Source organism: Natronomonas marina (assembly GCF_024298905.1).
GTDB classification, from domain to species: domain Archaea; phylum Halobacteriota; class Halobacteria; order Halobacteriales; family Haloarculaceae; genus Natronomonas; species Natronomonas marina.
Genome location: NZ_CP101154.1, coordinates 1801743 through 1827601 on the forward strand (window position 1 = coordinate 1801743; position 25859 = coordinate 1827601).

Here is a 25859-nt window from a genome sequence, read left to right on the forward strand (position 1 = left end):
ACGGACGGTCGTACGACGAGCCGTGGTCCGGGGGCTGTCGCCGGACGCGTCGGGAGCCCGTACCCGAGCCCCTGGCGGACCGCGGACGCGATACATAGGAACGACGCCAATGGATCACGACGACCCACTCGACGACCCGAACCGCGACGCCCGAGCCGTCTCCCCCGTCATCGGCGTCATCCTGATGGTGGCCGTCACGGTGGTACTGGCCGGGGTCGCGGGCGTTTTCGTCTTCGAGACCGGCGTCGTCGACGTGAGTCCCGCGCCGCAGACGCAGTTCACCGTCGATTACGACCAGTCGGCGACGTCCACGACAGGCTGTACCGACGGCTCCTTCGACAGCGCCAACGGCGAGTTGAAGATAAAGCACAACGCCGGGGAGACCATCCCGGTCGACGAACTCACCATCGTGGGGGCGGCCCCATCGAGGAAGGCCTTCCACGAGTGTTCGGCGCTCTCGCCGGACGACGACGTGACCGTCGAGGACGCCGCCTACATCGAGACCGCCCCGGACGACGTGGTTCGGCTGGTCTGGAAGGACGACGACGGGGAGACGAGCGACACGCTCGTCACCTGGAACGGAACCGCGGAGACCTAGAACGTCGAGAGTTCGCCGTCGATGACCCGCTGGGTGATGGAGGTCACGTCGGCGAGTTCCCGGTCGACGATGTCGGTGACGACCCCCTCGATGTCGCCGACCTCGACGCCCGGTTCGGTGACGAGGTTGGCGTCGGCGACGTGGGGCTGGTCGATGGGCTGGCCGATCTGGCTGAGCAGTCGAATCCGAATCTCGCGGATGCCGTCCACCTCGTCGACGACCGTCTCGGCGATGTCCGTCGACAGCAGGTTGTATATCTTCCCGATGTGGTTGACGGGGTTCTTCCCCGAGGTGGCCTCCATCGACATCGACCGGTTGGGGGTGATGAGGCCGTTGGCGCGGTTGCCGCGCCCGACGGAGCCGTCGTCGCCCTGTTCGGCGCTGGTGCCGGTGGTCGTGAGGTAGATGGAGCCGGCCTCGTAGTCGTCGGCGGTGTTGACGTGGACGTTCACCTCACGGTCGGTGAACCGCTCGGCGAGCCCCTGGACGAACTCGCCGACCCCGGTGATGGCGTCGTCGTACTCGTCGATGTCGGAGACGTGGCGGTCGACAACGGCGGCGGCGACGGTGACATCGATCCGGTCGCCCTCGCGTTTGCCCATCACCTTGACGTCCTCGCCGAGGGCGGGATTGTCGTCGCTGTAGTGGCCGTTCAGCTGCCGTTCCGACTCGAGGACGATCTTCTCGGTCTCGGTCAGCGGCGCGTGGCCGACACCGAAGGAGGTGTCGTTGGCCATCGGGACGCCGTCCTCGCCGAAGACCTCCTGAAGGTCGCCCGACCCCTCGCCGAGTTTCACGTCGGCGACGATGTCGGTCCCGAAGTCCACGAGCGGGAAGTTCTCCCGGAAGTACTCCCGGGCGGCCCGCAACGCGATGGTCTCGGCCGGTATCTTCGTGCCCTCGTACTCCTTGGTCGCCCGGCCGGTGATGAGCAGGTAGATGGGTTCGATGACCTCGCCGCCGTCGAAGGCCGGCGCCGACCGTCCGGCGACGAGTTGGGTCTCGTCAGTGTTGTAGTGGAGGACCTTCCCCACGCGGTCGACGTACTCGCGGGCGAGCGCCTGTGAGACGTGTTCGGCGATACCGTCGCAGATGGAGTCGGGATGTCCCAGTCCCTTCCGCTCGACGATCTCGACCTCCTGATCCTCGACCGCGCGGCCGACGACCGGCTCGACGCGGATGTTTCGCTCGCTCATTACCAGCCAGTACCTCTCGACCGGTTCTATAACTTACGGAAACCAAAACGGAAGCTATGATTACCCGAGAGCATCACTCGTCCCGAGATTCGAGCAGAAGTCCCAGATAGGAGGTCCGAACCTGCTCGCCCGGGTCGAGGTCGAGGTCGGTCATCAGCGCTACGGCACCCTCCCGTGCCGGCTCGATGTCCGCCGCCTCGGTTTCGACCTCGACGTACTCCCCCAGGCCGGCGACGGTGTCGAGGGTGACGGTGTATCCCTCGCATGCGAAGCGCTCGCGGCGCTTCTCGACGGCCTCGAACGGTTCGAACCCCAGCTCTTCGAGCATCCGTTCCATCGTCTCGCCGTCCTCGACGCCGGTCTCGAACTCCTCGCGGGTCTTGGAGCTCTCCTCGACGAGCGGCCCCTTGTAGGTCACCCGCGTCTCGGTTCCCTCGTCGTCCGTCTCCCGGCGGACCCTGAAGGCCTCGTCGGTCTCGCCGAAGTCCCGTACGGGATGTTCGTAGTAGGTGTCGACCTGTTCGACGGTGCCCAGAGGGTCGGCGCCGAGGGCCGTCAACCGCCGGCGAACCTCGTCGTGGTCGGCCTCGACCTTCAGTTCGACCTCGTACATAAGTGGCCTCTCGACCCCGGCTGGCAAAAGCCGTCCGACCGATCCACGGGGAACCGCCGGGCGTCCACAATCGGCGGCAACACCGGTTCCAGCGGCCGTCTCGGGTTGCGGCCGGGAAACGTGATTGTTAAGGGTGCGACGATTGTCCGTTCGACCATGAGTGACGAATCCGATGAGGTCGAGGAGACTGAAGCCGACACCGAGGCCGAGGAAGTGACCGACGCCGAGACCGAGGAGCAGGACGCCGAGGCCACCGACGCCGAAAGCGAGGAAGACGCGGCCGAAGCAGAAGAAGGACTTCAGGACGGCGACTTCGTCCGCATCGGCTACACCGCCCGCACCGTCGAGGGCGGCCAGCTCGTCGACACGACCGACGAAGAGGTCGCGGAAGAAGAGGGCGTCGACGACCAGGGCACCTTCGAGCCGCGCGTCATCGTTCTCGGGGAGGGACACCTCTTCCCCGAGGTCGAAGACGCGATCCGCGGCGGTGAGGTCGGCGACGAGGGCAGCGTCGTCGTCCCCGCTGCGGAGGCCTTCGGCGAGTACGACGAGGAGGAGGTCGAGACCGTCTCGGCCGACAAGATCGACGAGGACGACCGCTATCCCGGTGCACGCGTCCAGATCGAGGGCCAGCAGGGCGTCCTCGAGACCATCGTCGGCGGCCGCGCACGGGTCGACTTCAACCACCCGCTGGCCGGCGAGGACATCGAGTACGACTACGAGGTTCTCGGCGTCGTCGAGGACGACCTCGAGCAGGCCGAGGGCCTGCTGAACATGTTCCTCGACCTCGACCTGGAGATGTGGATCGAGACCGACGAGGTCGAGGAGACCCGCGTCGAGGAGCCCGACGAGGACGACGACGAGGACGCCGAACCCGAGACGATCACCGAGACGGTCGAGAAGCGGACCCTCTACGTCGAGTCCGACCCCCAGCTGGCGATGAACCAGCAGTGGATGATGCAGAAACAGCAGATCGCCCAGCAGATCATCGACCTCACGGACCTCGACCGCATCCTCATCCAGGAGATCCTCGACGGCTCCGGCATGGGCATGCCCGGCATGATGGGCGGTATGGGCGGCGGCGCCGGCGCCGGCGACGTCGACATCGAGGAGGCCCTCGAGGAGGCCGACATCGACGCCGACGAGATCGCAGACGAGTTATAAATCGTAGACGCGTCGACGAACTACGGGACGGAATCCACCGCTTTCTCGCCGAAGGACGGTCCAGGCCCCGTGTCGTCCGACCGACTACCAGTACGAATCGGGATTGCTGAGCCACCGGCCGTTCTTCGCCCCGACCGCGACGGCGGCGAGCAGTACCACGGCGAGGAACGCGAGCACGCCGGCGGCAGCAGCGACGTACTCGCCGGTTCCGAGCGTCGACCGGATCAATTCGACGGCGCCGCCGACGGCCAGGGCGGCGACGAGGACCGACAGCGAAAGCGACAGCGGTTTCGTCCACTCCATACCGACCTCTCCGCGTCGAGGAGTATAAAACTCAAGACCTTCCCGCGACACCTGACGGTATGACCACCGTCGCCGTCCTCTGTGACCCGCCGCGACCGGGCCTCGTCCTGCCGGACCTCGTCGATGCCACGTCGCTGTCGCCCACCGAAGCGGCCGACCTCTACACCGCCCTGACGAAGGACACCGTCCGCGCCGTCGTCGACAGCGGCGGGGAGTTGATAGTCAACTACCGGCCCGACGAGGCCCTCGACGGCGAGGGCGCCGAGACCGAGGTCCGGGAGGTCGTCGCCGACGTCGTCGACCCCGCCGAGGTCCGCTTCGAGAAGCAGGTCGGCGAGTCGTTCGCCGGGCGGGCGGGCAACACCGCCACGCACCTGCTGGAGACCGAGGAGGTGGCGTCGGTCGCCATCACCCGCCCCGAGGCGGCCTTCCTGGCCCGCCCGGAGATAGACGGCGCCGCGATGAAACTCCGCAGCACCGACGCCGTCATGGCACCGGCGCCGGGCGGCCGGGTCTACTTCGCGGCCTTCGGCGAACCCATCGACTTCGCGGACTGCTACGCCCCGCCGGCCTTCGAGACGCTGACGAACCGCGTGCTCGACGCCAGTCTCGACGTCCAGTTCCTCGAGACCAAGCCCTACCTCGAGACGGCGGCCGACCTCGCCGACGTCGTCACCAGCGTCCGGACCCGCCGGAAGGCCGGTGGACTGGTGCCGCGGGCGCTGGCCGAGTGGGTCGAAGACGCCGGCTTGGTCGTCGAGGTGACCGACGGCGGCCTCGCCGTGACGCGGTGATCGTGGCCCTCTACACGTCCGACGCCGCGCCGAAGGGACGGACTGCCCGTCAGTCGACCTCGAGTTGCCGTCCACACTCGGGACACGTCTCGTCGACGATGGTCACCGGTGCATCGCACTCCCGGCAGAACTCCCGATAGCAGGCACGGTCACCCATACCGGACGTTCGGCGCCCCGCGTCAAAACCGTGTCTCCCTCACGGGGGGCACCGGGACCGATAGGCCTTACAGGGAGCCACCAGTACCACGGGATGCGGTGAGATGACAGAGCGGCCCATTGTGCCTGCCTTGAGAGCAGGTGGCCGAGAGGCCTCCTGGGTTCGAATCCCAGTCTCACCGTCCTTTGGTTCGTTTATCCGACCAGAGAGTTAACTAATGGTTTTAACAGACAGGAAATTTATCAGTGCGGGTCGATAGCACCCGTCTATGAAGCGTCGAAGCTTCCTCGCAGCCTCAGCTGTCGCCCTCCTCGGAGGCTGTACGTTCGGAATCGGAGACGAGACGCCGACGAGAACGTCGACCAGGACTGCCACGCCGGTTTCATCGACGGATTCGACGCCGAGTCCGACGCCGGTGTCCGAGCCGGACGAACGGTCACCCGAAGAACGCCTCCGTGCGGCTGATAGTCTGGTCGAGTTCGAGACGGCCGACCTCACGGCGACGATGTTGGACGGCGGAGAAGGACATGTAACGGCGGACGGCCTCCTGACCCGGCACGCGCTGGTGGAGCCGCCGACGGCCGAATCGCCGGCGGTCGTGTGGGCGACCATTCGGAACACCCGCGACTACGAACAGACCTTCTATCCCGGGCGGTTGCCGGGGTTCGGATCGACGCCGGCTGGTCGCCGCGTCGGCAGTCAGGACCCCCGCGTCTTCGCCATCCTCGCCCCCACGAAGCAACACGACGGTATCGGCTACTCGGTCGCGGTGACACGCGACGAGGCGGGCCGCTGGCGGCTCGGCGTACGGACGGTCGATGGGTTCGGCGGTCGGCTGACACTGGCGCCCGGTGAGACGTACTTCGGTGAGTACCACCTCGTCGGACCCTACGACACCGAGATGCCGCCGATCATTCGGGGCCGGTACGACTTTGGGGTCGACAGTTACGGGTTCGCCATTTCCGTCTGGCCGACCGAGACCCCCGGTCCTGTTGAAGCGTCGACCTTCGAGAACCCGGACGTCCCGCCGCTCCCGGTGGATGGACCGACGGAGTGGTTCCACGAGGCCGGTGAAGACACCGGGGTGTACCTGTCGCCGTCCGCCGAGCAGGTGAGCGCGCCCGCTCGCGTCGAATACGAGCTACAGAACCGGTCGAAAACGACTCTCGATGGTAAGTCCAACCGCTGGGGGCTCTACAAGCTCGAATCCGGGGTGTGGCACTACGTGTTCACCCTCGGATATCCCCACACACCCAGCGGCCTTCAGCCCGGCGAGACCGACCGCTGGCGCCTCGGTCTCTACAACGGAGACGCCGTCAAGTGTGACGACTACCGCGCGGTCGGTCACCTCGGCGGCGGTCGATACGCCTTCCACGTCGGGTACTCCTACGACGGCGAGGTACACGGGGCCCTGCTCGATGTAGAGGCGCCGCCCGTCTCGCCCGAACCAACCGAAGCGGTCGACATCGAGTACGACGGCGACGAGGTCATCGTCACGACACCACACTGGGACGGTGGCGACGGCTGGCACGACAAACGGTTCGTCTTCGAACGGACCGACGCGGAGCCCGACCGGCGTCTCATACCCGAACAGCTCTACCGGCCGAAACTCCTCGGCTACCGGAACTCTCTCCCGCTGTTCGAGGACGGCGTTGAGCGGGTTCGCCTCCGGGTCGCCGGCGATGACGTCGCCGGGTATAACGTCCTCAAGAACGAACCGAAAGCAGTCGCCTACAGGGACGAGACTGTTCGGGTCGAGTGGGAGGGCGCGCCGCAGGAGTGACCACCCGTTGCGGGGCTGGAGGGGAGAACCGGTCTCGTACTCACCGAGGCGGTCGTCGAGCCGGTCGGAATCGATGCGGGCGCCAAACAGAAGGACCCGAGACCGAGTGACCGGCTCGCCGGGTGTGTAAAAGGGCCGTTTGACCGTTCACGAGACTTATTCCTAGCCCGATACGACGACCTTCCATGAAACGCCGTCGTTTCCTCGCGACGACCGGAATAGCCCTCCTCGGAGGCTGTACGTTCGGCGGTTCCGAGGAGACGCCGACAGCGACGCCGGTCTCGCCACCGGGAACGGGGACCGGAACGCCGACCGACGACCGGGGTGACGATGACAGGTCCCTGACCGCCGAGGACCTCCGCGAGCGGCGCGTGGTCGACTTCGAGACCGCGCCGCTCACCGTCGCGCTCTACGGTCGCCGCCGGATCAACGACCGCGTCACGACCACCTACGGCATCAGCGAACCGGCCACCGCCGACTCGCCCGCGGTCGTCCACGCGCTCGTCGAGAACCGCGGGAGCTTCGAGGAGACGTTCGAGCTCCGTCGGATTCCGGGCTTCTGGAACCCCCCGAGCGCGAGACGGGACGACGGGGACGGGACGATCTACCTGGCGCCGACCGAGAACTACGACCTCGCGGAGTCCGCACCCGAGGTGACGCGGGACGGGAACGGTCGCTGGCGACTCGCCGGCGGCGGCCGCGAGTGGCTGCCCGAACAGGTCACGCTCGCTCCCGACGAAGCCGTTCTCGGGGAGTACTACCTCGTCGGCAGCGACGACCCCGAGGAACCGCCGCTCGGCGTCGGCGAGTACGCCTTCAGTTACCAGGGAGAGGGGTTCACAGTCTCCGTCTGGGAGACGGACGCGCCGGGTCCGGAATCGGCCTCCGAGTTCGCCGACGCGGACGTGCCGTCGCTACCCGACGCCGAGGGGATGGCATGGTACCACGAGGCCGATACCTCGACGGCGGTCTACCTCCAGCCCGCCGCGGAGCGGGTCGAGGCGCCGACCTGCATCGAGTACGAACTCCGGAACCGGAGTCACGAACGCCTGAGCGGCAACCCGTACGACTGGACGCTGTACAAACTGGTCGACGGCGAGTGGTTCCGCATAGCGCCGTGGTTCATCAACCAGCCGCTCTCGTACATCCCGCCCGGCGACAGCGACGAGTCGGAGCTATCGCTGTTCCACGGCGAGCCCATCGACTGCCAGGACGGGCGCGGCGTCGGCCACCTCGGCGGCGGCCGGTACGCCTACAGGGTCGGCTTCAGCCGCGACAACGAGACCCACGCGGCCCTGGTCGACCTCGAAGCGCCAGATGTCGACCCGAAACCGGACGACGACGTCGAAATCGAGCGAGACGGCGAGGCGGTGACCGCCACGATGCCCGTCTGGGGTGACGACGAGCACCCGCCCGATGCCGAAATCGTCTTCGAGCGAACCGACGCGGAGCCCGACCGGCGGCTCGTCTCCGAACAGCTCTTCAGGCGGCCGATGCGTGGCTACCGGAACGCCCTGCCGCTGTTCGGAGAGGGCGTCGACCGAGTCGTCCTCCATGCGGACCGACACGTCGTCGGCGGCACCGTCGGCTACGAGGAACTCGAGAGGACCGTCGAGTACGACGGTGAGACCTTCCACGTCGAAGGTGAAGACCCGCTGGAGGAGTGACCGCGCCCGAACTATTCGTTGCGCGGACTGGAGGGGTGGTAGTCGGTGTCGTAGGCGCCGGGGCGGTCGTCCAGTCGGTCGGGGTTGATACGGCCGCCCAGGAGCATGAAGTCGAGGACGGTGACGTACAGCATCGCCTCGACGACGGGGACGGCCCGGGGCGGCAGCGACGGGTCGTGGCGACCGACGACCTGAACGTCCTTCTGTTCGCCGGTCTCCCAGTCGGCGGTCCGCTGTTCCTTCGGGATGGAGGTCGGCGCGTGCCAGGTCACCTCGCCGAAGACGGGTTCGCCGGTGGTGATGCCGCCCTGGAGGCCGCCGTGGTCGTTGCCGACGGGGACGGGGTCGCCCGCCTCGGCGACGGTGTCGGGCCGGGTGTCGCCGTCCTCGAAGGTCCAGTCCTCGTTGCGGTCGTGACCCGGCACGGACGCGGCGTCGGCGCCGAGACCGAACTCGAAGGCCGTCGTGGCCGGAATCGAGAACATGGCCTGCCCCAGCCGCGCCGGGAAGGCGTCGAACCTCGGGGCGCCGAGGCCGCGCGGGACGCCGCGGGCCTCGAAGTAGATTGAGCCGCCGACGGAGTCGCCCTGTGCTTGGAACTCCTCGAGCAACTCGCGCATCTCCTCGGCCGTCTCGGGGTCGGCACACCGCACCTCGTTTTCTTCGGTGTGTTCGAGCATCTCCTCGAAGGTCACATCGGGCGCCTCGATGTCGTGGAGCCGGTTGACGTGGGCCTTGATTCGGACGTCGTGGTCGGACTGTTCGAGGACCTGCTTTGCGACGGCGCCGGCGGCGACCCAGTTGACGGTCTCGCGGGCCGACGAGCGGCCGCCGCCGCCCCAGTTGCGCGTGCCGAACTTCGCGGAGTAGGTGTAGTCGCCGTGGGAGGGCCGCGGCGCCGTCACGAACGGCTCGTACTTGCCCGAGCGGGCGTCCTTGTTCTGGATGACCATCCCGATGGGCGTCCCCGTCGTGTAGCCGTCCTGGGTGCCGGACTTGATGGACACCTCGTCGGGTTCGCCCCGGGAGGTGGTGATCTGCGACTGGCCGGGCTTGCGGCGGTCGAGTTCGTACTGGACGGCCTCCTCGTCGAGTTCGACGCCCGCCGGACAGCCGGAGACGGTGACGCCCATCGCCTCGCCGTGGCTCTCGCCGAACGTCGTCAGCTGGAAGAGCCGACCGAAGCGGTTTCCGTTCATTGTCGGCCACTCGGGGCGCCGGGGGTTTAGGCTTGTTATTGCTGCAACGCCCGCCCACCGACGCGTTTATGTGAGCGTATCGGCTACGCTTGGAAGGTTTGCGTATGCCCTACGAAACGGGACTCTCGTACGACGACGTGTTGCTCGTACCCCAGCGGTCGCCGGTCGACAGTCGCGGCGAGGTCGACCTCTCGACGGAACTGGCCGACGGCGTCGAACTGTCCGTCCCGGTCACCACCGCGGCGATGGACACCGTCACGGAGGAATCGATGGCCGCCGCCGTCGCCGAGGCGGGCGGACTCGGCGTCGTCCACCGATTTCTGCCCGTCGACGAGCAGGCCGAGATGGTCCGGGAGGTCACCGACCAAGGACTGCGGACGGCCGCGGCCGTCGGCATCGCCGAGGACTACGTCGACCGTGCGGCCGCACTCGTCGAGGCCGGCGCCTGCATCCTCGTTCTCGACGTCGCGCACGGCCACATGGAGCGAGCGCTGGAGGCCACCGAGACGCTCGCCGAGCGGTTCCCCGACACGCCGCTCTGTGCGGGCAACGTCGTCACCCGGGAGGCGGTCGCCGACCTCGCGGCCGCGGGCGCCGACTGCGTCAAGGTCGGCGTCGGGCCCGGGTCCCACTGTACGACCCGCGAGGTGACGGGCTTCGGCGTGCCGCAGTTCACCGCCGTCGAGCGGTGTGCGGCGGCCGCCGACGAACACGGCGTGACGACCATCGCCGACGGCGGCATCACCTCCTCGGGCGACGCGGTGAAGGCCCTGCTCGCCGGCGCCGACGCCGTCATGATGGGCGGCTTCTTCGCCGGGTGTGCGGAGGCGCCCGGCGAAATCGTCGAAATCGACGGCCAGCGGTACAAGCGCTCGCGGGGCATGTCGACGGCGGCGGCCGCCGAGGACCGCGACGACAAAGAGGTCGACGTCGACGCCGACGAGGGCGTCGAGGCCGTCACCGATTTCACCGGCCCGGTCGGGCCGAGACTCGAGGAGTTCACCGCCGGCATCCGGTCGGGCCTCTCGTATGCCGGCGCACACGACCTCGAAACCGCCAGACACAACGCCGAGTTCATGGAGGTAAAGGGGACCGTCGAGCGTCGTAACGGCGCCCACGGGTTCGCACGGCGGGAGTAGCGCGGCCGCTGTCGGCCGTCGCCGTCCGGAAAACGGGGACCGGGCGTCCCCTGAGGTGTGGACCACTGCTGCGCCGGTCGAGGGACGCCGACCAACGCGGTCCGTCCGTTTCCACCTTGCGCTTTTGAAACTTCTGTCTCAGCCGTCGGTCGCCCGCCGGTCGACGGCGGCCCCCAGGTCCGACAGGACCTCGAAGAACGCCGGGAACGACACGTCGACGTGGTCGGCACCCTCGACCGTGGTCTCGCCGTCGGCAACGAGCCCAGCGACCGCGAGCGACATGACGATGCGATGGTCGTCGTGGCCGGCGACCGTCGCGGCCGACAGGTCGCCGCCGTGGACGACGAGTTCGTCCTCGTACTCCTCGACGTCGACGCCCATGCGTTCCAGTTCGGTCGCCATCGCGGCCACCCGGTCGGTCTCCTTCAGCCTGACGTGTTCACAGTCGGTGATTCGGGTCGTCCCGTCGGCGGCCGCTCCCAGGACGGCGATGGTGGGCAGGAGGTCCGGCGTGTCCGCGACGCCGACCTCGATGCCGGACAGCGAGGACTCGGCGACCCGGATGCGGCCGGCCTCGCGGTCCCACTCGATGTCGGCGCCCATCCGGTCGAGGACGTCCACGATGGCCGCGTCGCCCTGGGCGCTCGGACGGGCGCCCTCGACGACCAGGCCGTCGGGGGCTGCCAGCGCGCCCGCCGCCAGCAGGTACGACATCGAGGAGAAGTCGCCCGGGACGTGGTACTCGCCGCCCTCGGGCGCGTAGGACTGCCCGCCGGCGACGCGGAACCCCCCGGCGCCCGCCGACCGGACCACCGAGTCGTCGCCGCCGACCACCTCGGCGTCGACGCCGAACTCGTCCAGCACCTCAAGCGTGATGTCGACGTAGGGCGCCGACTTCAGTTCGGTCGTCAACTCGAGGTCGACGCCCCGCTCGGTCACCGCGCCGGCCATCAGCAGCGCGGTGACGTACTGCGAGGAGACGTCGCCCCGCATCGACACCTCGCGTTCCTCGAGACCGCCGCCGACGACGAGCGGCGCCTGCCCGTTCGCCCGCGTCGACTCCGCGCGGGCGCCCAGTTGCCCCAGCGCGTCGAGCAGCGGTCCCTGCGGGCGCGACCGCAGCGAGTCGTCGCCCGTGAGGACGGTCGCCCCGTCGACGAGGGCGCCGGCCGCCGCCGTCAGTCGCATCGTCGTCCCGCTGTTTGCGCAGTCGAGGACGTCGTCGGGCGTGACCGGAGCGCCGTCGAACCCCTCGACGTCGAGGTCGTCGTCGGTTCGAGTGACCGACCCGCCGTAGGCCTCGACGGCCCGGACCGTCGCGCGCGTGTCGGCGCTGAACAGGGGATTCCTGACGGTGGCCCCGTCGGCGTAGCCCGCCGCGAGGACGGCCCGGTGGGTGTAGCTCTTCGACGGCGGCGCGCGCGCGGTCCCCGAGAGCCGCGAGGGCGAGATGGTGACGTCCATACCGGCGGATTGCGGCGGCGCGAAAAGAGGCTACCGGCTCGCCCGGCCCGCCGCCCGTCGAACCCGAAGGTCCATACCGTCGCGGCGACGACGCCGCACACGATGGCGGACGACGACGGCGACGACCGGACCGAGTGGTGGGACAATGCCTACGAGGAGGGGGCGACTCCCTGGGAGACCGACCGTCCGCAGCCACAGGTCGTCGCCCTCGAACGGGCCGGCGACCTGGGTGGGCGGGTACTCGACGTGGGCTGTGGCACCGGTATCGAGGCGGCGCACCTCGCCGACGCGGGTCACGACGTCGTCGGCGTCGACTTCTCCGAACCCGCAATCGAGGGCGCCCGCGACAGGGCGGGCGAGTCGGTCACCTTCCACGTCGGGGACGCCGTGGCGCTGCCGGAACTGGACCTCGGGCGGTTCGACGCGGTGCTGGACTGCGGGATGTTGCACGCCCTCGAGACCGACGACCGCCGGGCGTACACGAGCGGGCTGGCGACGGTGCTAGGCGAAGGGGACCGCGTTTTCTGTCTGGAGTTCGGTCCCGACGCGCCGGAGAACGCGGGACCGACGCCCCTCTCGGAGCGCGCGATGCGGCGGGCCTTCGGGGACGGCTGGCGCGTCGAGACCCACGAGCCGGTCCCCTTCGAGACGACGTTCGGGGTGGTGCCGGGGATTCTCGGCGTCGTCGAGCGAGCGTCGTCGGAGTGACCCCGGCGGCCGGTCGTGCCCGCATGTCCCGAACGCACCACGAACTGCGGTAGCGGACCTGATAATTTACAGCTGTGGAGCGTACCCTTCGACGAGTTCCTGCAAATCGGACCCGCTATCCCCGGTTGCAGGCTCCTCCGATAACGGGGGCTCGGGGGCGAACAGTCGATCTCTATGCGACAACGAACAGATCAATCTCTCCAGACCGAACGTTCACGCGCAATTGTGAGGGCCGGTCGGGAGCCCAGCGTTTCGTAGCCGAGGCGGCGTCGGTTTCGAATTCGTAATCGAGGAGTTCGCCTCTCAACTCGGGCACTGTCACCTTCTTTTCGCCCTGTGAATCGAGCCGATACGACTCCTGGAACACGACAGACTCGGAATCGTCGGTCACGGTCATCGTCACCTCCTGAGTCCGAGTCACTTTGTTGTTGAACAAGAAATCCGCTCTGCGTTCCGAGCGATTCGGAGACCCCGACTCGGTGGTCTGCTTTCCGTCGGAACCACCATCCGTTTCAGTGGTCGTCTCGCTGGTCTGCTGTTCGTCTGAATTACCACCCGGTTCGTTCGTACACCCAGCGATAGCCGCCAGAGAGCCGACGTATGCGGCCTTCAATATTTTTCGTCTCCTCATAGTAATATCAGAGATGGTAATTTTTGAATATTTTGCGGTGAAAAGTGGTTTCGCGGTCCACTGCTGAAGAGACGGACGGCGCTGGGTGAGCAAGGAAGACGGTGAGTGATACGGCCGTATCGACGGGTGACCTGGAACGTTCGAACCAGGGCTCCGTCGATTCCGATGCTGGGGACGGGAGCTGAACCCCCTGACACGGGCCGGCGAGTGATGTATGTGCGCTGTCGAGGGCGACGACCACGTCGGGCGGAGCCGACGACAACCCCTAAGACGCCGCGGGCCGCCGTTCCCGTATGGACCCGGACCTCTCGCGACTGGACGCGTTCCTGGAGGAGGCGGGCGCGGACGCCTACCTCGTCCAGGCCGGCGGCGACGACTCCAACCAGCGGTACCTCTCGGGCTTTTCCGCCCCGGACCCGTTCGTGACGCTGTACACCGGCGAGGTTCGTCTGCTCGTCTCGACGCTGGAGTACGGTCGCGCGGCGCGGACCGCACGAGCAGAGAGCGTCGAGCGGCTCTCGGAGTACGGCCACCGCGAGAAAATCGACGAGTACGGCGAGGCCGAGGGAGGCCACCGGACGCTCGCGGCCTTCCTCGAGGCCCACGACGCCGCATCGGTGGTCGTCCCCGACGACTTCCCGGTGGGGACCGCCGACGGTCTGCGCGACCTCGGCTTCGAGGTGACCGCCGACGAGGAGGACGTGCTGGCCTCGATTCGCGCCACGAAGACCGACGAGGAAGTCGAGCACGTCCGCGAGGCCCAGCGCGCGAACGAGGCCGCGATGGCCCGCGCCGAGGAACTCATCGGCGGCGCCGACGTCGAGGACGGCACGCTCGTCCACGAGGGCGAGTCACTGACCTCGGAGTTCGTCAAGCAGGAGATCGAGATCACGCTGTTGCGGCACGGCTGTAACCTCGACGAGGCCATCGTGGCCTGCGGCGCCGACGCCGCCGACCCCCACGACCGCGGCTCCGGGCCGCTGTCGGCCGGCGAGCCCATCATCGTCGACATCTTCCCGCAGTCGAAGGCGACGGGCTACTTCGCGGACATGACCCGGACGTTCTGCGTCGGCGACCCCTCCGAGACGGTTCGGGAGTGGTACGACCTGACGCTCGAAGCACAGGAGGCCGCCCTGGAGACCATCGAGGCCGGCGTCTCCGGCAGCGACGTCCACGATGCCGTCTGCGACGTCTACGAGGACGCCGGCCTGCCGACGCTGCGGGCCGACGAGTCCGCCGAGACGGGCTTCATCCACACCACCGGCCACGGCGTCGGTCTCGACATCCACGAGTTCCCCCGCGTCTCCGAGCAGGACAACGAACTGCAGGCCGGCCACGTCGTCACCGTCGAGCCCGGCCTGTACGACCCCGAGGTCGGGGGCGTCCGCATCGAGGACCTCGTCGTCGTCACCGAGGAGGGCCACGAGAACCTCACCGACTACGAGAAACGGCTCCGGCTGTGAGTCGGTCGGCCCCCCTCGGGACCGGATGCCCCGTCTCCCCTAGTTCAACTGCCAGAACCGGTAGTTGAGGAAGAAGGCGAACGAGACCCACAGCAGGTAGGGAACGAGCAGCGCTGCCGCCCGGCGGTCGACGCGGTCGAAGGCGACGATGGTCACGGCGACGAGCACCCACAGCGCGCCGATGACGCCCAGCGCGACGAGCAGCGCCTCCCGTGCGAAGAAGACCGGCGTCCAGGCGACGTTGAATGCCATCTGGGCGGCGAACAGCGCGATAGCCACCTGGCGGCCCTCGGCGTCGCTCCCCCAGACGAGCCACAGCGCGACGCCCATGAGCGTGAACAGCGCGGTCCAGACGATGCCGAAGACGACGGGTGGCGGATACAGCGCCGGCTTCTCCAGCGCCTGGAACCACGCGCTGTCGGGACCGGCGAGCAGCGCCGGGGCCGCGCCCACGACGTTGACCAGCAGGACGAACCCGACGGCTCGGAGCGCGGCCTCGCGGGAGGGAAGCGTGACCATACGGACCGTTTGCGGGCCAGCACCGTAACAGTAGTTGGTGGCGGGTTCGTCGCCCGGAATCGAACCGGGACGGACGCGATGGTCGGGTATCCCCCCGACAATCGTTCTGCCGTTCGAGAGGACCGCACGCGTCGAACCAAAACGATTCACTCCCCGCGTGCGTTCACGATACGCTCGCCGGCGTCCAGCCCGCTCTCGACGGCCAGGTGGACGCGGCCGTCGCCGGCCACCCAGTCGCCGGCGAAGTACAGCCCGTGGCCCTCGGCTGCCCGGAGCGGCCCCGTGTCGACGCCGTCGTCCGGCAGCGCGTACCGCCAGCCCTGCCGGTCGGTCCAGTCGGGGTCCGCGAGGCGGTCGTCGTCCAGCAGGTCCGCGACGATGCTCGCGGCGTCGGCTTTGACCGCCTCGCTCGGGTCGTCGTACCGTCGAGTCGACCACGCGGGCGACATCTGTGCGACGAGCAGAGACTCGCCGTCGGGGACGTGACCGCGCTTGCACTCCTCGCGGGAGAGCCACCCGACCTCGTGTTCGCGGTCGTCGTTGACGAGCCCGTACCACGGGTAGTCGAGTTCGAAGGGGTAGTGCAGGAGTACCGAGTAGACGGTCCGGTAGGGGACGGCCTCGACGGTTGCCACCAGGTCCTCCCGAAGCGGATAGCTCCACGCGGTTTCGGCGAGCAACTCGGCCGTCTGGGGGGCCGGCGGCGTCAACACGACCGCGTCGAACCGGCCGAGTCTCTCGCCGTCGACGTCGAGGAGCCGCCAGCTGTCGTCGCGTTCGAGGCGGCCGACCCGCGTCTCGAAGGTCACCTCGGCGTCAGCCGCCTCGAACAGCCGCTTTGCGAGCTGTGTGATGCCGGCCTCGTAGCTCCACTTGTGGGCGTCGGGGCGGTCGCTCTCGGAGATTCGGCCCGCGGCGTCGAACGTCCAGACCGGCTCCTCGATGTCGACCAGTCCCGCCGTCGGCAGCGTCTCGGTGACCAGTTCCGTCACCCGGTCGCTGTCCGGTCGGACGTAGTTGGCGCCGTGGTCGTAGGTACAGTCCTCACGGCGCCGGGTGGCGCCCCGGCCGCAGACGCCCCGGGACTTCTCGAATACCGTGACGTCGTGGTCTGTGTCCCGGAGCGCGTAGGCGGTCGCGGCGCCGGCGGCGCCGGCACCGACGATTGCCAGGTCCATGGCAGCTGTACGGCCCCCGGCGGCAAAAGCGCGACCGCCGACTACAGTTCTGCCGCCAGTTCGCGCAGGACGGCGTCGGCGCCGCGGGCGACCGGCCGGCCGTGCCCGACGCAGGCGCACTGGAAGGACTCCCTCGCCACCCGGGCGATGCTGTGCCGTATCAGGTCGGTGTCGTAGGAGTCCAGCCACGGCGGGGCGACGAACCGGCCGTCCGACTCCCAGACGAGGTCCCCGAGCGCCGCCACGCCGAGGTCGTCGTGGAGGAAGACGGTGTGCCCGGGGTTGTGTCCGGGGGTGTGCACCGCCCGGAACCCGCCGATCCGGTCACCGTCGACGACCGGGTGGAGGTCCAGCCCCGACAGCGGGAACAGCCGGCGAATCACCCGATGGAACAGCCCCTTGTGGTGGAAGAGCGGCGGCGACCACGCACCCCTGACGAGGTCGGCGTCGGCCGATCCGATGAACACCGGCACGTCGTCCCCGAGGTGCCGGAGGCCGCCGACGTGGTCGATGTCGTAGTGGGTGACGAGGACGCGGTCGAGGTCGTCGGTCCCGTAGCCGGCCGCGGCCAGTTCCGCCGACAGCGGCCGGCGACCTATCGGCAGGCCCGCGTCCACGAGCGTCACGTCGCCGTCGTCGACGAGGTAGGCGTTGGCCCCCACCGGCTCCGGCCAGCCGACCTCGAGCAGGTGAACCCCCTCGGTGACCTCTCGCGCCACGGCGGGAGCTACGGGGCGGGCCCACATCAAACCGACCCACGGAGCGGCGCCGAGAGGCGAGGATTAATCCGGACGTCCGGCATAGTTGGGTGCATGACCGAAGCGTCCCCGGACGTGACCGTTCACGGACCGGGCGACCCCGAACTCGCCGTCGTCGGCGGCGTCCACGGCGACGAGCCGAGCGGCGTCCGGGCAGTCGAGCGACTCCGCGACGCCGACCTGTCGCTCCGGCGGGGCGTGAAGTTCGTCGTCGCCAACCCGCCGGCCGTCGAGGCCGGCCAGCGCTACCTCGAGACGGACCTCAACCGGTCGTTCCCCGGGGATTCCGACGGGAGCCTCGAGGAGCGACTGGCCGCGCGGCTCTGTGCGGAGACGGCCGGCCTGCCGACCCTGTCGCTGCACGCCACCCACTCGACGCCCGACCCCATCGCGCTGGTCGAACACACCCAGCCGGCCGCGTTCGACCTCGCCGGTCGCCTCCCGGTCCCGCACGTCGTCGACCACCACCGCGTGACCGACGGCTCCTTCACCGACTGCGGTACCGTCGTCACCGTCGAGGCCGGCTGTCAGGGCACCGACGCGGCGGCCGACGAGGCCGAACGCCAGGCGCGGGCCTTCCTCGCGGAGACGGGCGCCCTGCCGACCGCCGACCACGACGGGACCGACCCCAACTACTACGTCCTGGAGGACGCCGTCGAGAAACCGTCCGGCGTCGAGTACGAACTGCTCGCCGAGAACTTCACCCGCGTGGCGGCCGGCGCGGTGTTCGCCACCGCCGGCGAGGAGCGACTCGTCGCACACCGACCCTTCTACCCCGTCCTGATGTCGGAGTGCGGCTACGAGGAGATATTCGGGTATCGAGCGAGTCGACTCGGAACCTCGCCGGCGGGCGCGCTCGCGGTGCTCGGCGTCGACCCGGCGGCCGAGTAGGTCACTCCCGGGTTCCCTCGCGGTCCCGGTTGCGCTCGACGCGCTTCTCGGCGTGCTCCGGGCTGTCCGTCTCAAGGAGCGCCTCCAGTTTCCGTTCGAACTCCTCGTGTGTCAACTCGCCGCGGGCGTACCGCTCCCGGAGCGTCTCCAGGGCGTCGGTCCGGGAGTCGTCGGCCGACGCCCGTCCCTCGGGGTCCGCCGACGACGTCTCCCGCTCCTCGTCGTCGTCCCTCGAAAGCATCGCCGTCAGCGGGACAAGCCCCGCGTAGCCGACCACGAAGACGACCCAGAACCACTCCAGGCCCGCGAACAGCGCGCCGAGACCTGCCACGAGAACGAGCATCGAGACGACGCCCGCCGACCCCTCTGGAAGTACCTCCACCCCGGCCATACGCCAACTCCGCCGCTGGACCTCAAAAAACCACGGCCGGACGCGAGGGCACTACCGGAGCCGCGTCGAGACGTATGGGCCGTCCTGGTAGTAGCCCAGTTTCTCGCGGTAGTACTGGCGGACGCCGATGCCGGAGATGACCGACAGTTTCTCGTAACCGGCCTCGCGGGCCAGTTCCTCGGCCTTCGCCAGCAGGCGCCGGCCGTAGCCCTCGTGCTGGTGGTCCCCGTCACCCGCCTCCCCAACCCCGACCTCGTTACCGTAGACGTGCAGTTCCCGCACGAGCGCCGCCTCGTCGAGTTCCTCGCGGACGGGGTCGTCCGGGAACCGGAGCCGACAGAAGCCGACCAGCAGGTCCTTCTCGAAGTCCTCGAAGGCGATGAAGTGCTCCGTGCCGCCGGCGGCCTCGTAGGTGGTCACGTCCAACTCGACGGTCTCGGGTTCCTCGTCGTTCATGCCGACCTCCCGACAGCGGATGCAGTCGCAGGTCCAGCCGTGCTCGTCCATCCGCTTGCGCGCCAACTGTCGGAGGTTGGACTTCCAGACCCCGGCGTCGATGAAGTCCGCCGGGATGTCCCGCTGGACGCGCTGGAGCCGCGTGTAGCGCGGTATCATCGACTTGATTTCGGCGACGAGTTCGGCGGCCTCCTCGTTTGTCAGCGGCTCGTACTCCTCGCGGCGCCACATGTCGTAGGTGACGGTGTCCCGGACCACCAGCGTCGGGTAAATCTTCAGGTAGTCCGGACGCCAGTCCGTGTTCTTGAACAGTTCCCGGAAGTCCTGCAGGCACATCTCCCTGGACATCCCGGGCTGGCCGGGCATCATGTGGAAGCCGACCTTGAACGCCGAATCCCGGAGCCGTCGGTTGGCGTCGAGGCTGGCCTGGACGCCGTGGCCCCGGTGCATCTCGCGGTTGACCCGCTCGTAGGTCGTCTGGACGCCGACCTCGACCTTCGTGCCGCCGAGGCGGAGCATCCGGTCGATCTGCTCGGGGTCACACCAGTCCGGCTTCGTCTCGAAGGTCGTCCCGATGTTGCGGATGTCGCCCGTCTCGTTTTCGGCGACGACGTCCTCGAGGTACCGGAACTCGACGTCCTCGGGATCGGGTTTGAAGGACTCCGATTCGCTGGGTGAGGGCTCGGACTCGAGGTCGTAGTCGTTCATCGCCGCCAGGGCCCGCTTGACGAACCACTCCTGGTAGTCGTGGCTTCGGGCCGTCATCGTCCCGCCCATCAGGATGAGTTCCACCTTGTCGACGGGATGGCCGATCTTCCGCAACTGGTGGAGGCGAAGCGTCACCTGGCCGTAGGGGTCGTAGTCGTTCTGGACGCCGCGGGCCGCCGCCGGTTCCTCGCCCGTGTACGACTGTGAGGAGGAGAACTCCGAGGCGGGCCCGCCCGGACAGTAGAGGCACTTGCCGTGCGGGCAGGTGTGCGGCGAGGTCATGATGGCGACGGGCGAGACGCCCGAGGCCGTCCGCACCGGCTTCCGGCGCAGCACCGACTCCAGTTGTTCGCGGTGCTCGTCGGGGGCGAAGTCGAGCAACTCGGTGTTCTTCGGCACCTTCGGCGAGGAGTGCTCCCGGCAGGCGTCCATCTTGGCGCTCTCGAGGTCGTCGCGCTCGACGTCGCCGGCCAGGATGGACTCGACGAGCGACTCACAGACCCGCTGGAAGGCCTCCGACTCCGTGGGGTCGGCGTCGGTACTCATTCGCTGTCGGGTCAACGTACGCCTGCGGTAAGTGGGTAGCGGTCCGCCACGAGCGTCGAGTGAGAGTCCGGAGAAGGGGGTTCTCAGGCCGAGGCGGCCAGTGCCCGCTCGGCGACGGCGTCGACGACGGCGTCGAGGACGGCCTCCCGCTCGCCGGCGAGGAACTCGACTTTGGGCTCGCGGGCGCCGGGGTCGGAGACACCGGCGTCGGGCGCCTCGAGCTGGAGGGCGGCCACGAGCGCCTCCAGGTCGAGGGCGTCGTCGGTCCGGACGTGGAGTTCGTCCGTCCCGACGCCGATGACCACGTCGGCGTCGAGCCGCCGCCGCAGTTCGTCCAGGAGGAGTCGCGTCGGCGGGAAGTCGTACTGGTGGGTGTAGGCGTCGGTGTCCAGCACGGTCACCGTGGCGCCGTCGACGGTCCGCTCGTCGAGGTTGGCCGTCGCCGTGTCGATTTCGGCCTCCAGTTTCGTGCGGAACTGCTCGGCCACCTGTTCGGCGAGACCGGTCTGCTTTTCGAACAGGAGGTCGACGATGAGTTCGCGCTTGTCCTCGTAGGACTGGTAGAAGGCCTCCAGCGCGATAGCCTCCCGGAGGTCTTTGGCCGTCGCCTCGTCGACGCCCGCCTCGGCGGCCAGCTCCGCGTACGGCTCCGGTACCTCGTTCCAGTAGCTGACGGCGGGGAGGTGACCGAGGTCCTCGCGCACCTCGTCGTTGACCGCGCCCGCGACGTTGGCGGCGACGGTCGCGGCCGTCCGCGCCTCGGTCGTGACAAGCGAGTCGATCTCGGCGGCGACCGACTCGTCGGCCGGCCGGCCGTCCAGCACGACCCGCGGGGCGCCGTAGACGTCGAGCAGTTCGAGACCGTCCATCGAAGCGGCCGTCGACCCGGCGGCCGCGAAGACGAAAAGCGGCAGCTTCTCGTCGTGGCGCTCGCGGTCGCCCAGCATTCGGGTGACGTCCTTCGTCGCGTCGTTCATGTCGTAGACGCCGTCCTCGAGCGGGCGGCGGTCGAAGTAGTGATACACCGCATCGGCGGTGGCGTGCTCGGACTCGACGAGCGGCAGGACGGCCCGCTCGATTGCGGCGCCGGCGACGTAGCCGTCCGTCGTCGCGTCGTGGCGGACGACGACCGGCCGCGACTCCAGTACCGCCCGCCGGATGGTGGCCGCGGCGTCGGCCACCTCCTCGGCGACGGCGTCGAGCGCGTCATCGTCGCCCAGGAGTTCCGTCTCGTCGGGGCGGGCCCGGGCCTCCAGCGCCTCGTCCATCCGGGTCCGGACGGCCGCCTCGGCGTCACCCTCGAGTTCGACCAGCGACTCGGTCTCGACCTGGATTTCGTCGCGCCGGACGCGGACCTCGCCGTCGAGTCGGACCACGTCGTCGGCCTCGATGTCCGGGTACGCCCGGACGCCCGCCTCGACGAAGGCCGCACAGTCGACGACGCCCGTCTCGTCACGGAGTTCGAAGACGGTCGGGCCGGAGGTCTGGCGTGCGGAGACGACCTCTCCCTCGAGGCGGACGACGTCGCCGACGTGCTCGCGGAGGTCCTCGACGGCGATCCTGCCGATGTCGGCCGTCTCGGAGTCCTCTTGCCGTCCTGATTCCGGTTCGTTCGTCGCCGTCTCGGCCAGCTCCTCGTCGTCCGGCGTGCCGCCCGACTGCTCGTCTGCCGACGACTCCTGCTCGGGTTCGGGCTCGTACTCCGGTTCGGGTTCCGGTTCGGCCTCGGTCTCGGTGGTCTCTTCGGGGCTCCCGCCGGTCTGCTCGTCGGCCGCCCCCTCGTCGGCCGTCCCCTCGTCGCCGTCGTCGTGGTACTCGTCGGCCAGGTAGTCGCCGTCGGGGGAGTCGACGAGGACGCCCCGGAACTCCCGCTCGGACTGTCGGATCGACCATCCGAGGTCGATGTCGCCGTTGTCCCGGATGTTGTTCACCTGGACGAAGACGTCGTCGCCGACCTCCCAGTCGAGGCTCTCGAGGCGGCGGTCGAGCTTGCTCCGGTGGAGCAGCCCCGTGACGTTCCCGATGTCGACGAAGACGCCGAAGTCGGCGTAGCCGTCGACCCGGCCGCGGTAGTACCGCTCGGGCGTCAGCTGGGAGGGGTGGTCGCCTTCGAACTCGAACGCTACGTCCTCCTGGTGGACCTCGCAGATGGGTCCCTCCGTGGAGGTGCCGCAGATGATACAGTTGGCCATTGGCGGAGTCGAAGGGGCGGGGCTTAAAACGGTTGTCGGAATCTACCTGCCGCCGCGGTCGGCGGTCACCTCGAGCCCGGTCACCGCCTCGAAGGCGCCGATGCCGCCGAAGGCGAAGCCGAAGACGAACAGCGCTGGGACGGTCGCCGCGAGGGCCGCCCGCGGCGGCGAAGCACCGTGAACCACGGCGAAGCCGACCGCGAGCAAGAGAGCCCCGTAGGCTGCAGCGACGACCTGCACCGCCGGGAGCGGGACCGCGACGAAGACCCCCGGCGCCGCGGCGTAGGCGATGACCTGGACCGTCTCGCTGACGCCGGCACGGTCGTCGACGAGCGCCACGAGCGCAACCGTTCCCAGCGCCGCCGCCAGATGCAGCACCAGCGGCGCGACCAGAAAGCAGACCGCCCCGAGGACGACGACGGCCGTCAGATACGTGCTCCCGGTGGCCGCCGCGATGCGGCCGTACCCCGACAGCGTCTCCGGCGCGACGAGGAGGCGCCCGCCGACGAAAGCGAAGGCGACGACGATGGCGAACGTCAGCCCCGGCGCCTGGTCGCCGGGCGCGACCCCGTTCCGGAAGAACCGCCCCGGCCGGACCAGCACCTCGACCCACGCCCGGGCGATCCCCCGCGGCCCGCGCTCGCGGCCGCCACTGGGGTTTTCGACCCACTGTGTCACGGCTGTGCGTTCGTCGGGACGGGCCATGAGGCTTCCGAGGTCTATCGCTGGTGTTTTTAAGCGTGCGCCTCACCGACGGGTATGAACGGGCTGGACCGCCGCCGGTTTCTCGCCTCGCTCGGGGTCGCCGCCGCGGCCGCTTCGGCCGGCTGCTCGTCGGACTCCCTGCCCGGTGGAACCAACGGATCGACGCCGACGACGACGCCGACCGGCACCGACGTGCCGGAAGACCCCTACGTGACGGACGATGCCGTCGTCGACTATCCCGGGATGGTCGACGGGGCGGCGACGGTGAACGCCGGCGGCGACGCCTACACCATCGAGTACGCCGACCCAAAGCGGGAGTTCCTGCTGGACAGCGGGTTCGAGGGTGGGACCGACGACGCCGAGTTGCGCGTCAGCCGCGATATGTCGGTCGGCGCCCGCGCCGGATTCGTGGCCCCCCTCTACAACGAGTCGGCCGGCGAGTTCGTCTACCAGATATTCGCCAACGAGGCCTTCGTCGAGTACGCCGACTGGAACTTCGTCACCGTCGGCGACGACGGCCAGCCGACTACGGAAGGAGCGGTCCCGTTCGATCGGCTCCAGGGGTCGGTCTACGGCGCCGGGGTCTCGCCCGGCGAGATACGACGGCTGTTCGTCGTCGACGCCACCGCCGAGACCCTCCGATCCGGCGACGTCGGGAACCTCTCGGGTATCGTCCTGCTGGTCGGCCGATCCGAACGGCAGCCCGCCGCATCCGTGCCCCAGGTACGGTTCGCCTTCGAGTATGCTCCCGACGCGGGCGAGGTGACGATCACACACGAGGCAGGCGACAACATACCCGAGGAGGACGACCTGTTCGTCGAGACCAGCGACGCCCGGGGAGCGTGGGAGACACCCGTCAGCGCGGGCGACGCCCGGGCCGTGTCGGTCGAACCCGACGCCACGGTCCGGGTCGTCTGGGTGGCCGAGTCCGGCGACCGCTCGGCCACGCTGGCGGAGTGGACCGGACCGGACGCCTAGTCGTCGGCGCCGACGTTCTGTTTGGCCTCCAGCGTCCGCGGGTCAGGTTCGATGGTGGCGTACTCGACCATCCGGCGGCCGAGCGTGTCGACCCGGTCGGCGACGTCCTCGTCGAGGAGTTCTCCGTTGGCGAATGCCTCCCGCGCTCGCGGGATCGCGACCTGGTGGGGGACGACCCAGGCGTTGACCGCCCGCGCGACCGACCGGAGGTGGTCCAGCGTCGTCGTCGGGAAGGCCCCGCCCGCGACGCAGAGCAACCCCACCGTCGTCTCGTCGAACTCGTCGAAGCCGCAGTAGTCCAGCGCGTTCTTCAGCGCCGACGAGTAGGAGCCGTGATAGACCGGCGTGCCGAGGATCACCGAGTCGGCCGCCTGGACCCGACGGACCAGCTCGTCGGCGTCGCCGGCCGACCGGTCGTCGGCGTCGAAGACCGGCAACTCGAAGTCCCGGAGGTCGATCAGATCCGTCTCGACGCCCTCGTACCCCCCGGCTGCGGCCAGCGCTCGCTCGCACGCCAGCCGGCTGTAACTGTCCTCGCGGAGGCTGCCGACGACGGCAGCCACGCGTACGTCGCTCATGGGCGGCGTTCGGCGCCGACCGCCAAATGCGGTCCGGTCCGCGACGGCCCGGTGGAACGGAGGGCGATGGGGATGGGGACTACCGCCGGAGCCGGGCGACCGCCTCGCCGTCCCGTTCCTCGACGTCGACGAGCCCGTCGTCCGCCAGGTCATCCAGCAGGCCACGGAGCCACTCCCGGCCGTACTCGCCGTCGGGGGCGTAGTCCACCCGGACCCGCGGCCCGAGTTCGTCCAGCGGCAGGTCGTCGTGTTCGCCGAGCACCCGGACCACCCGCCCCCGCATCTGGCGGCGACTCCCCTCGAAGGACGGCTGGGTCGGCACGTCCGGCGCGGTGAAGTCGCCCGTCTCGTAGGCGTGACACCACGCTCGCCACGGACAGCCAGCCTCGTCACAGCGGGGCGTCTTCTCGCAGGCGACGCCGCCCAGTTCCATGATGGCGTTGTTCCAGACCCGCGACTCGCCGTCGGGCATCAGCGCGCCGGCCACGCGCTCGAAGGCGGCGTCGTCGTCCGGAACGTCGAAGGCGCGGTACAGCACCCGCTCGACGTTCGTGTCCACGACGGCGTCGCCGTTGTCGAACGCGAAGGAGGCGACGGCGTTTGCGGTGTAGGGACCGACGCCCATCAGTTCCTGGAGGCCGTCGGGCGTCTCGGGGAACTCGCCGTCGAACTCCTCGGTGACCTGCCGGGCCGCCTCGTGGAGGTACTTCGCGCGGTTGTTGTAGCCCAGCGAGTGGTCGGTCCAGAAAGCGACCACGTCGGCGCGGTCGGCGGCGGCCAGGGCCGCGACGGTCGGCCACGCCTCGAGGAAGTCCCGCCAGGCGTCGACGACGCGGTCGAGTTGCGTCTGCTGGCTCATCACCTCCGAGACGAGGATCGGGTAGGGGTCGGTCGTCTCCCGCCAGGGGTACTCGCGGTGGTCGGTCTCGTACCACTCGACGAGCGCCGACCGGACCGCCCCGACGTCGTCGGGCAGGTACTCGCCCGCGTCCGCGTCGGCGGTCTCCGGGCCGTCGGTCATCACACGGCCCTTCCGGTGGGTCGCGCTTGTGTGTGACGGTTCCGGCGGGCGGAACACGT

Annotated in this window: 25 protein-coding genes and 1 tRNA gene; 11 read left to right on the forward strand and 15 right to left on the reverse strand. The window is 69.2% G+C overall.

All coding sequences use genetic code 11. From position 1 onward, the window contains the following. Positions 1 to 109: 109 nt before the first annotated feature. Positions 110 to 598: an archaellin/type IV pilin N-terminal domain-containing protein gene (locus NLF94_RS09710; protein WP_254841268.1), complete on the forward strand. Its 489-nt coding sequence runs from the start codon at positions 110 to 112 to the stop codon at positions 596 to 598. Here the strand turns inward: NLF94_RS09710 and NLF94_RS09715 are convergent. Then, positions 595 to 1794, reverse strand: coding sequence for a methionine adenosyltransferase (locus tag NLF94_RS09715; protein ID WP_254841269.1), 1200 nt, complete (start codon positions 1792 to 1794; stop codon positions 595 to 597). The genes NLF94_RS09710 and NLF94_RS09715 overlap by 4 nt on opposite strands. 73 nt (positions 1795 to 1867) lie before the next feature. Continuing rightward, positions 1868 to 2407, reverse strand: a complete 540-nt coding sequence (gene cyaB, locus NLF94_RS09720; RefSeq protein WP_254841270.1) for a class IV adenylate cyclase — start codon at positions 2405 to 2407, stop codon at positions 1868 to 1870. Between the two features lie 156 nt (positions 2408 to 2563). Between cyaB and NLF94_RS09725 the strand changes: the two genes are divergently transcribed. After that, positions 2564 to 3571: an FKBP-type peptidyl-prolyl cis-trans isomerase gene (locus NLF94_RS09725; protein WP_254841271.1), complete on the forward strand. Its 1008-nt coding sequence runs from the start codon at positions 2564 to 2566 to the stop codon at positions 3569 to 3571. An 84-nt stretch (positions 3572 to 3655) separates the two neighbouring features. Here NLF94_RS09725 and NLF94_RS09730 read toward each other — a convergent pair whose 3' ends face one another. Beyond that, positions 3656 to 3874 carry a hypothetical protein gene (locus tag NLF94_RS09730; RefSeq protein ID WP_254841272.1) on the reverse strand — a complete coding sequence of 73 codons (219 nt, stop codon included), beginning with the start codon at positions 3872 to 3874 and terminating at the stop codon, positions 3656 to 3658. Positions 3875 to 3933: 59 nt separating this feature from the next. Here NLF94_RS09730 and NLF94_RS09735 point away from each other — a divergent pair, with 59 nt between their 5' ends. The 4 genes from NLF94_RS09735 to NLF94_RS09750 all read left to right on the forward strand — a co-directional run bounded on the left by NLF94_RS09735 (position 3934) and on the right by NLF94_RS09750 (position 8275). After that, positions 3934 to 4668, forward strand: coding sequence for a hypothetical protein (locus tag NLF94_RS09735; protein ID WP_254841273.1), 735 nt, complete (start codon positions 3934 to 3936; stop codon positions 4666 to 4668). A 254-nt stretch (positions 4669 to 4922) separates the two neighbouring features. Continuing rightward, positions 4923 to 5006: transfer RNA gene (locus tag NLF94_RS09740), tRNA-Ser, on the forward strand. 87 nt (positions 5007 to 5093) lie between these two features. Next, positions 5094 to 6608: a hypothetical protein gene (locus NLF94_RS09745; protein WP_254841274.1), complete on the forward strand. Its 1515-nt coding sequence runs from the start codon at positions 5094 to 5096 to the stop codon at positions 6606 to 6608. A 185-nt stretch (positions 6609 to 6793) separates the two neighbouring features. Beyond that, positions 6794 to 8275, forward strand: a complete 1482-nt coding sequence (locus NLF94_RS09750) for a hypothetical protein (protein WP_254841275.1) — start codon at positions 6794 to 6796, stop codon at positions 8273 to 8275. A gap of 11 nt (positions 8276 to 8286) precedes the next feature. Here NLF94_RS09750 and aroC read toward each other — a convergent pair whose 3' ends face one another. Then, complete coding sequence (aroC, locus tag NLF94_RS09755) at positions 8287 to 9474, reverse strand: chorismate synthase (RefSeq protein ID WP_254841276.1); 1188 nt, start codon at positions 9472 to 9474, stop codon at positions 8287 to 8289. Between the two features lie 104 nt (positions 9475 to 9578). Between aroC and NLF94_RS09760 the strand changes: the two genes are divergently transcribed. Next, positions 9579 to 10613 (forward strand): guanosine monophosphate reductase, encoded by a 1035-nt coding sequence (locus NLF94_RS09760; RefSeq protein ID WP_254841277.1) that lies wholly within the window; start codon positions 9579 to 9581, stop codon positions 10611 to 10613. Between the two features lie 138 nt (positions 10614 to 10751). Here the strand turns inward: NLF94_RS09760 and aroA are convergent, their stop codons facing one another. After that, a complete protein-coding gene (gene aroA, locus NLF94_RS09765; protein ID WP_254841278.1) occupies positions 10752 to 12077 on the reverse strand; it encodes a 3-phosphoshikimate 1-carboxyvinyltransferase in 1326 nt (441 codons plus the stop codon). Between the two features lie 102 nt (positions 12078 to 12179). Between aroA and NLF94_RS09770 the strand changes: the two genes are divergently transcribed. After that, positions 12180 to 12785 carry a class I SAM-dependent methyltransferase gene (locus tag NLF94_RS09770; protein ID WP_254841279.1) on the forward strand — a complete coding sequence of 202 codons (606 nt, stop codon included), beginning with the start codon at positions 12180 to 12182 and terminating at the stop codon, positions 12783 to 12785. Positions 12786 to 12957: 172 nt separating this feature from the next. Here NLF94_RS09770 and NLF94_RS09775 read toward each other — a convergent pair whose 3' ends face one another. Then, positions 12958 to 13416 (reverse strand): hypothetical protein, encoded by a 459-nt coding sequence (locus tag NLF94_RS09775; protein WP_254841280.1) that lies wholly within the window; start codon positions 13414 to 13416, stop codon positions 12958 to 12960. A gap of 293 nt (positions 13417 to 13709) precedes the next feature. On the opposite strand from NLF94_RS09775, the gene NLF94_RS09780 reads away from it, so the two are divergent. After that, the gene (locus tag NLF94_RS09780; protein ID WP_254841281.1) at positions 13710 to 14879 is read left to right on the forward strand and encodes a M24 family metallopeptidase; all 1170 of its coding nucleotides are present in this window, start codon (positions 13710 to 13712) and stop codon (positions 14877 to 14879) included. Positions 14880 to 14918: 39 nt separating this feature from the next. On the opposite strand, the gene NLF94_RS09785 is transcribed toward NLF94_RS09780, so the two are convergent. From NLF94_RS09785 to NLF94_RS09795, 3 genes are all read right to left on the reverse strand, one after another. Continuing rightward, positions 14919 to 15398 carry a TspO/MBR family protein gene (locus NLF94_RS09785; RefSeq protein ID WP_254841282.1) on the reverse strand — a complete coding sequence of 160 codons (480 nt, stop codon included), beginning with the start codon at positions 15396 to 15398 and terminating at the stop codon, positions 14919 to 14921. 146 nt (positions 15399 to 15544) lie between these two features. Then, entirely contained in the window at positions 15545 to 16576 is a 1032-nt protein-coding gene (locus tag NLF94_RS09790) for an NAD(P)/FAD-dependent oxidoreductase (protein ID WP_254841283.1), read from the reverse strand. A 41-nt stretch (positions 16577 to 16617) separates the two neighbouring features. Further along, the gene (locus tag NLF94_RS09795; RefSeq protein WP_254841284.1) at positions 16618 to 17295 is read right to left on the reverse strand and encodes an MBL fold metallo-hydrolase; all 678 of its coding nucleotides are present in this window, start codon (positions 17293 to 17295) and stop codon (positions 16618 to 16620) included. Between the two features lie 93 nt (positions 17296 to 17388). On the opposite strand from NLF94_RS09795, the gene NLF94_RS09800 reads away from it, so the two are divergent. Then, positions 17389 to 18225 (forward strand): M14 family metallopeptidase, encoded by an 837-nt coding sequence (locus NLF94_RS09800; RefSeq protein WP_254841285.1) that lies wholly within the window; start codon positions 17389 to 17391, stop codon positions 18223 to 18225. Position 18226: 1 nt separating this feature from the next. Here the strand turns inward: NLF94_RS09800 and NLF94_RS09805 are convergent, their stop codons facing one another. From NLF94_RS09805 to NLF94_RS09820, 4 genes are all read right to left on the reverse strand, one after another. Next, a complete protein-coding gene (locus NLF94_RS09805; protein ID WP_254841286.1) occupies positions 18227 to 18616 on the reverse strand; it encodes an SHOCT domain-containing protein in 390 nt (129 codons plus the stop codon). Between the two features lie 51 nt (positions 18617 to 18667). Further along, positions 18668 to 20326, reverse strand: coding sequence for a tRNA uridine(34) 5-carboxymethylaminomethyl modification radical SAM/GNAT enzyme Elp3 (locus NLF94_RS09810; protein ID WP_254841287.1), 1659 nt, complete (start codon positions 20324 to 20326; stop codon positions 18668 to 18670). Between the two features lie 83 nt (positions 20327 to 20409). Then, on the reverse strand, positions 20410 to 22518 hold the full coding sequence (locus tag NLF94_RS09815; protein ID WP_254841288.1) for an OB-fold nucleic acid binding domain-containing protein: 2109 nt from the start codon (positions 22516 to 22518) through the stop codon (positions 20410 to 20412). 42 nt (positions 22519 to 22560) lie between these two features. Then, positions 22561 to 23196, reverse strand: coding sequence for a YIP1 family protein (locus NLF94_RS09820; RefSeq protein WP_254841289.1), 636 nt, complete (start codon positions 23194 to 23196; stop codon positions 22561 to 22563). An 81-nt stretch (positions 23197 to 23277) separates the two neighbouring features. On the opposite strand from NLF94_RS09820, the gene NLF94_RS09825 reads away from it, so the two are divergent. Beyond that, positions 23278 to 24201 carry a hypothetical protein gene (locus tag NLF94_RS09825; protein ID WP_254841290.1) on the forward strand — a complete coding sequence of 308 codons (924 nt, stop codon included), beginning with the start codon at positions 23278 to 23280 and terminating at the stop codon, positions 24199 to 24201. Here NLF94_RS09825 and NLF94_RS09830 read toward each other — a convergent pair. Both NLF94_RS09830 and NLF94_RS09835 read right to left on the reverse strand, forming a co-directional pair. Next, on the reverse strand, positions 24198 to 24779 hold the full coding sequence (locus tag NLF94_RS09830; RefSeq protein ID WP_254841291.1) for an NADPH-dependent FMN reductase: 582 nt from the start codon (positions 24777 to 24779) through the stop codon (positions 24198 to 24200). The two genes, NLF94_RS09825 and NLF94_RS09830, sit on opposite strands and share 4 nt — an antisense overlap. Positions 24780 to 24858: 79 nt before the next feature. Further along, entirely contained in the window at positions 24859 to 25800 is a 942-nt protein-coding gene (locus tag NLF94_RS09835) for an HhH-GPD family protein (protein WP_254841292.1), read from the reverse strand. Positions 25801 to 25859 lie beyond the last annotated feature (59 nt).

Excerpts from the sequence above, each read along its gene's own strand:
- NLF94_RS09710 (WP_254841268.1), top strand. The coding sequence starts at position 110 with ATGGATCACGACGACCCACTCGACGACCCGAACCGCGACGCCCGAGCC.
- NLF94_RS09715 (WP_254841269.1), bottom strand. The coding sequence starts at position 1,794 with ATGAGCGAGCGAAACATCCGCGTCGAGCCGGTCGTCGGCCGCGCGGTC.
- cyaB (WP_254841270.1), bottom strand. The coding sequence starts at position 2,407 with ATGTACGAGGTCGAACTGAAGGTCGAGGCCGACCACGACGAGGTTCGC.
- NLF94_RS09725 (WP_254841271.1), top strand. The coding sequence starts at position 2,564 with ATGAGTGACGAATCCGATGAGGTCGAGGAGACTGAAGCCGACACCGAG.
- NLF94_RS09730 (WP_254841272.1), bottom strand. The coding sequence starts at position 3,874 with ATGGAGTGGACGAAACCGCTGTCGCTTTCGCTGTCGGTCCTCGTCGCC.
- NLF94_RS09735 (WP_254841273.1), top strand. The coding sequence starts at position 3,934 with ATGACCACCGTCGCCGTCCTCTGTGACCCGCCGCGACCGGGCCTCGTC.
- NLF94_RS09745 (WP_254841274.1), top strand. The coding sequence starts at position 5,094 with ATGAAGCGTCGAAGCTTCCTCGCAGCCTCAGCTGTCGCCCTCCTCGGA.
- NLF94_RS09750 (WP_254841275.1), top strand. The coding sequence starts at position 6,794 with ATGAAACGCCGTCGTTTCCTCGCGACGACCGGAATAGCCCTCCTCGGA.
- aroC (WP_254841276.1), bottom strand. The coding sequence starts at position 9,474 with ATGAACGGAAACCGCTTCGGTCGGCTCTTCCAGCTGACGACGTTCGGC.
- NLF94_RS09760 (WP_254841277.1), top strand. The coding sequence starts at position 9,579 with ATGCCCTACGAAACGGGACTCTCGTACGACGACGTGTTGCTCGTACCC.
- aroA (WP_254841278.1), bottom strand. The coding sequence starts at position 12,077 with ATGGACGTCACCATCTCGCCCTCGCGGCTCTCGGGGACCGCGCGCGCG.
- NLF94_RS09770 (WP_254841279.1), top strand. The coding sequence starts at position 12,180 with ATGGCGGACGACGACGGCGACGACCGGACCGAGTGGTGGGACAATGCC.
- NLF94_RS09775 (WP_254841280.1), bottom strand. The coding sequence starts at position 13,416 with ATGAGGAGACGAAAAATATTGAAGGCCGCATACGTCGGCTCTCTGGCG.
- NLF94_RS09780 (WP_254841281.1), top strand. The coding sequence starts at position 13,710 with ATGGACCCGGACCTCTCGCGACTGGACGCGTTCCTGGAGGAGGCGGGC.
- NLF94_RS09785 (WP_254841282.1), bottom strand. The coding sequence starts at position 15,398 with ATGGTCACGCTTCCCTCCCGCGAGGCCGCGCTCCGAGCCGTCGGGTTC.
- NLF94_RS09790 (WP_254841283.1), bottom strand. The coding sequence starts at position 16,576 with ATGGACCTGGCAATCGTCGGTGCCGGCGCCGCCGGCGCCGCGACCGCC.
- NLF94_RS09800 (WP_254841285.1), top strand. The coding sequence starts at position 17,389 with ATGACCGAAGCGTCCCCGGACGTGACCGTTCACGGACCGGGCGACCCC.
- NLF94_RS09805 (WP_254841286.1), bottom strand. The coding sequence starts at position 18,616 with ATGGCCGGGGTGGAGGTACTTCCAGAGGGGTCGGCGGGCGTCGTCTCG.
- NLF94_RS09810 (WP_254841287.1), bottom strand. The coding sequence starts at position 20,326 with ATGAGTACCGACGCCGACCCCACGGAGTCGGAGGCCTTCCAGCGGGTC.
- NLF94_RS09815 (WP_254841288.1), bottom strand. The coding sequence starts at position 22,518 with ATGGCCAACTGTATCATCTGCGGCACCTCCACGGAGGGACCCATCTGC.
- NLF94_RS09825 (WP_254841290.1), top strand. The coding sequence starts at position 23,278 with ATGAACGGGCTGGACCGCCGCCGGTTTCTCGCCTCGCTCGGGGTCGCC.
- NLF94_RS09830 (WP_254841291.1), bottom strand. The coding sequence starts at position 24,779 with ATGAGCGACGTACGCGTGGCTGCCGTCGTCGGCAGCCTCCGCGAGGAC.
- NLF94_RS09835 (WP_254841292.1), bottom strand. The coding sequence starts at position 25,800 with ATGACCGACGGCCCGGAGACCGCCGACGCGGACGCGGGCGAGTACCTG.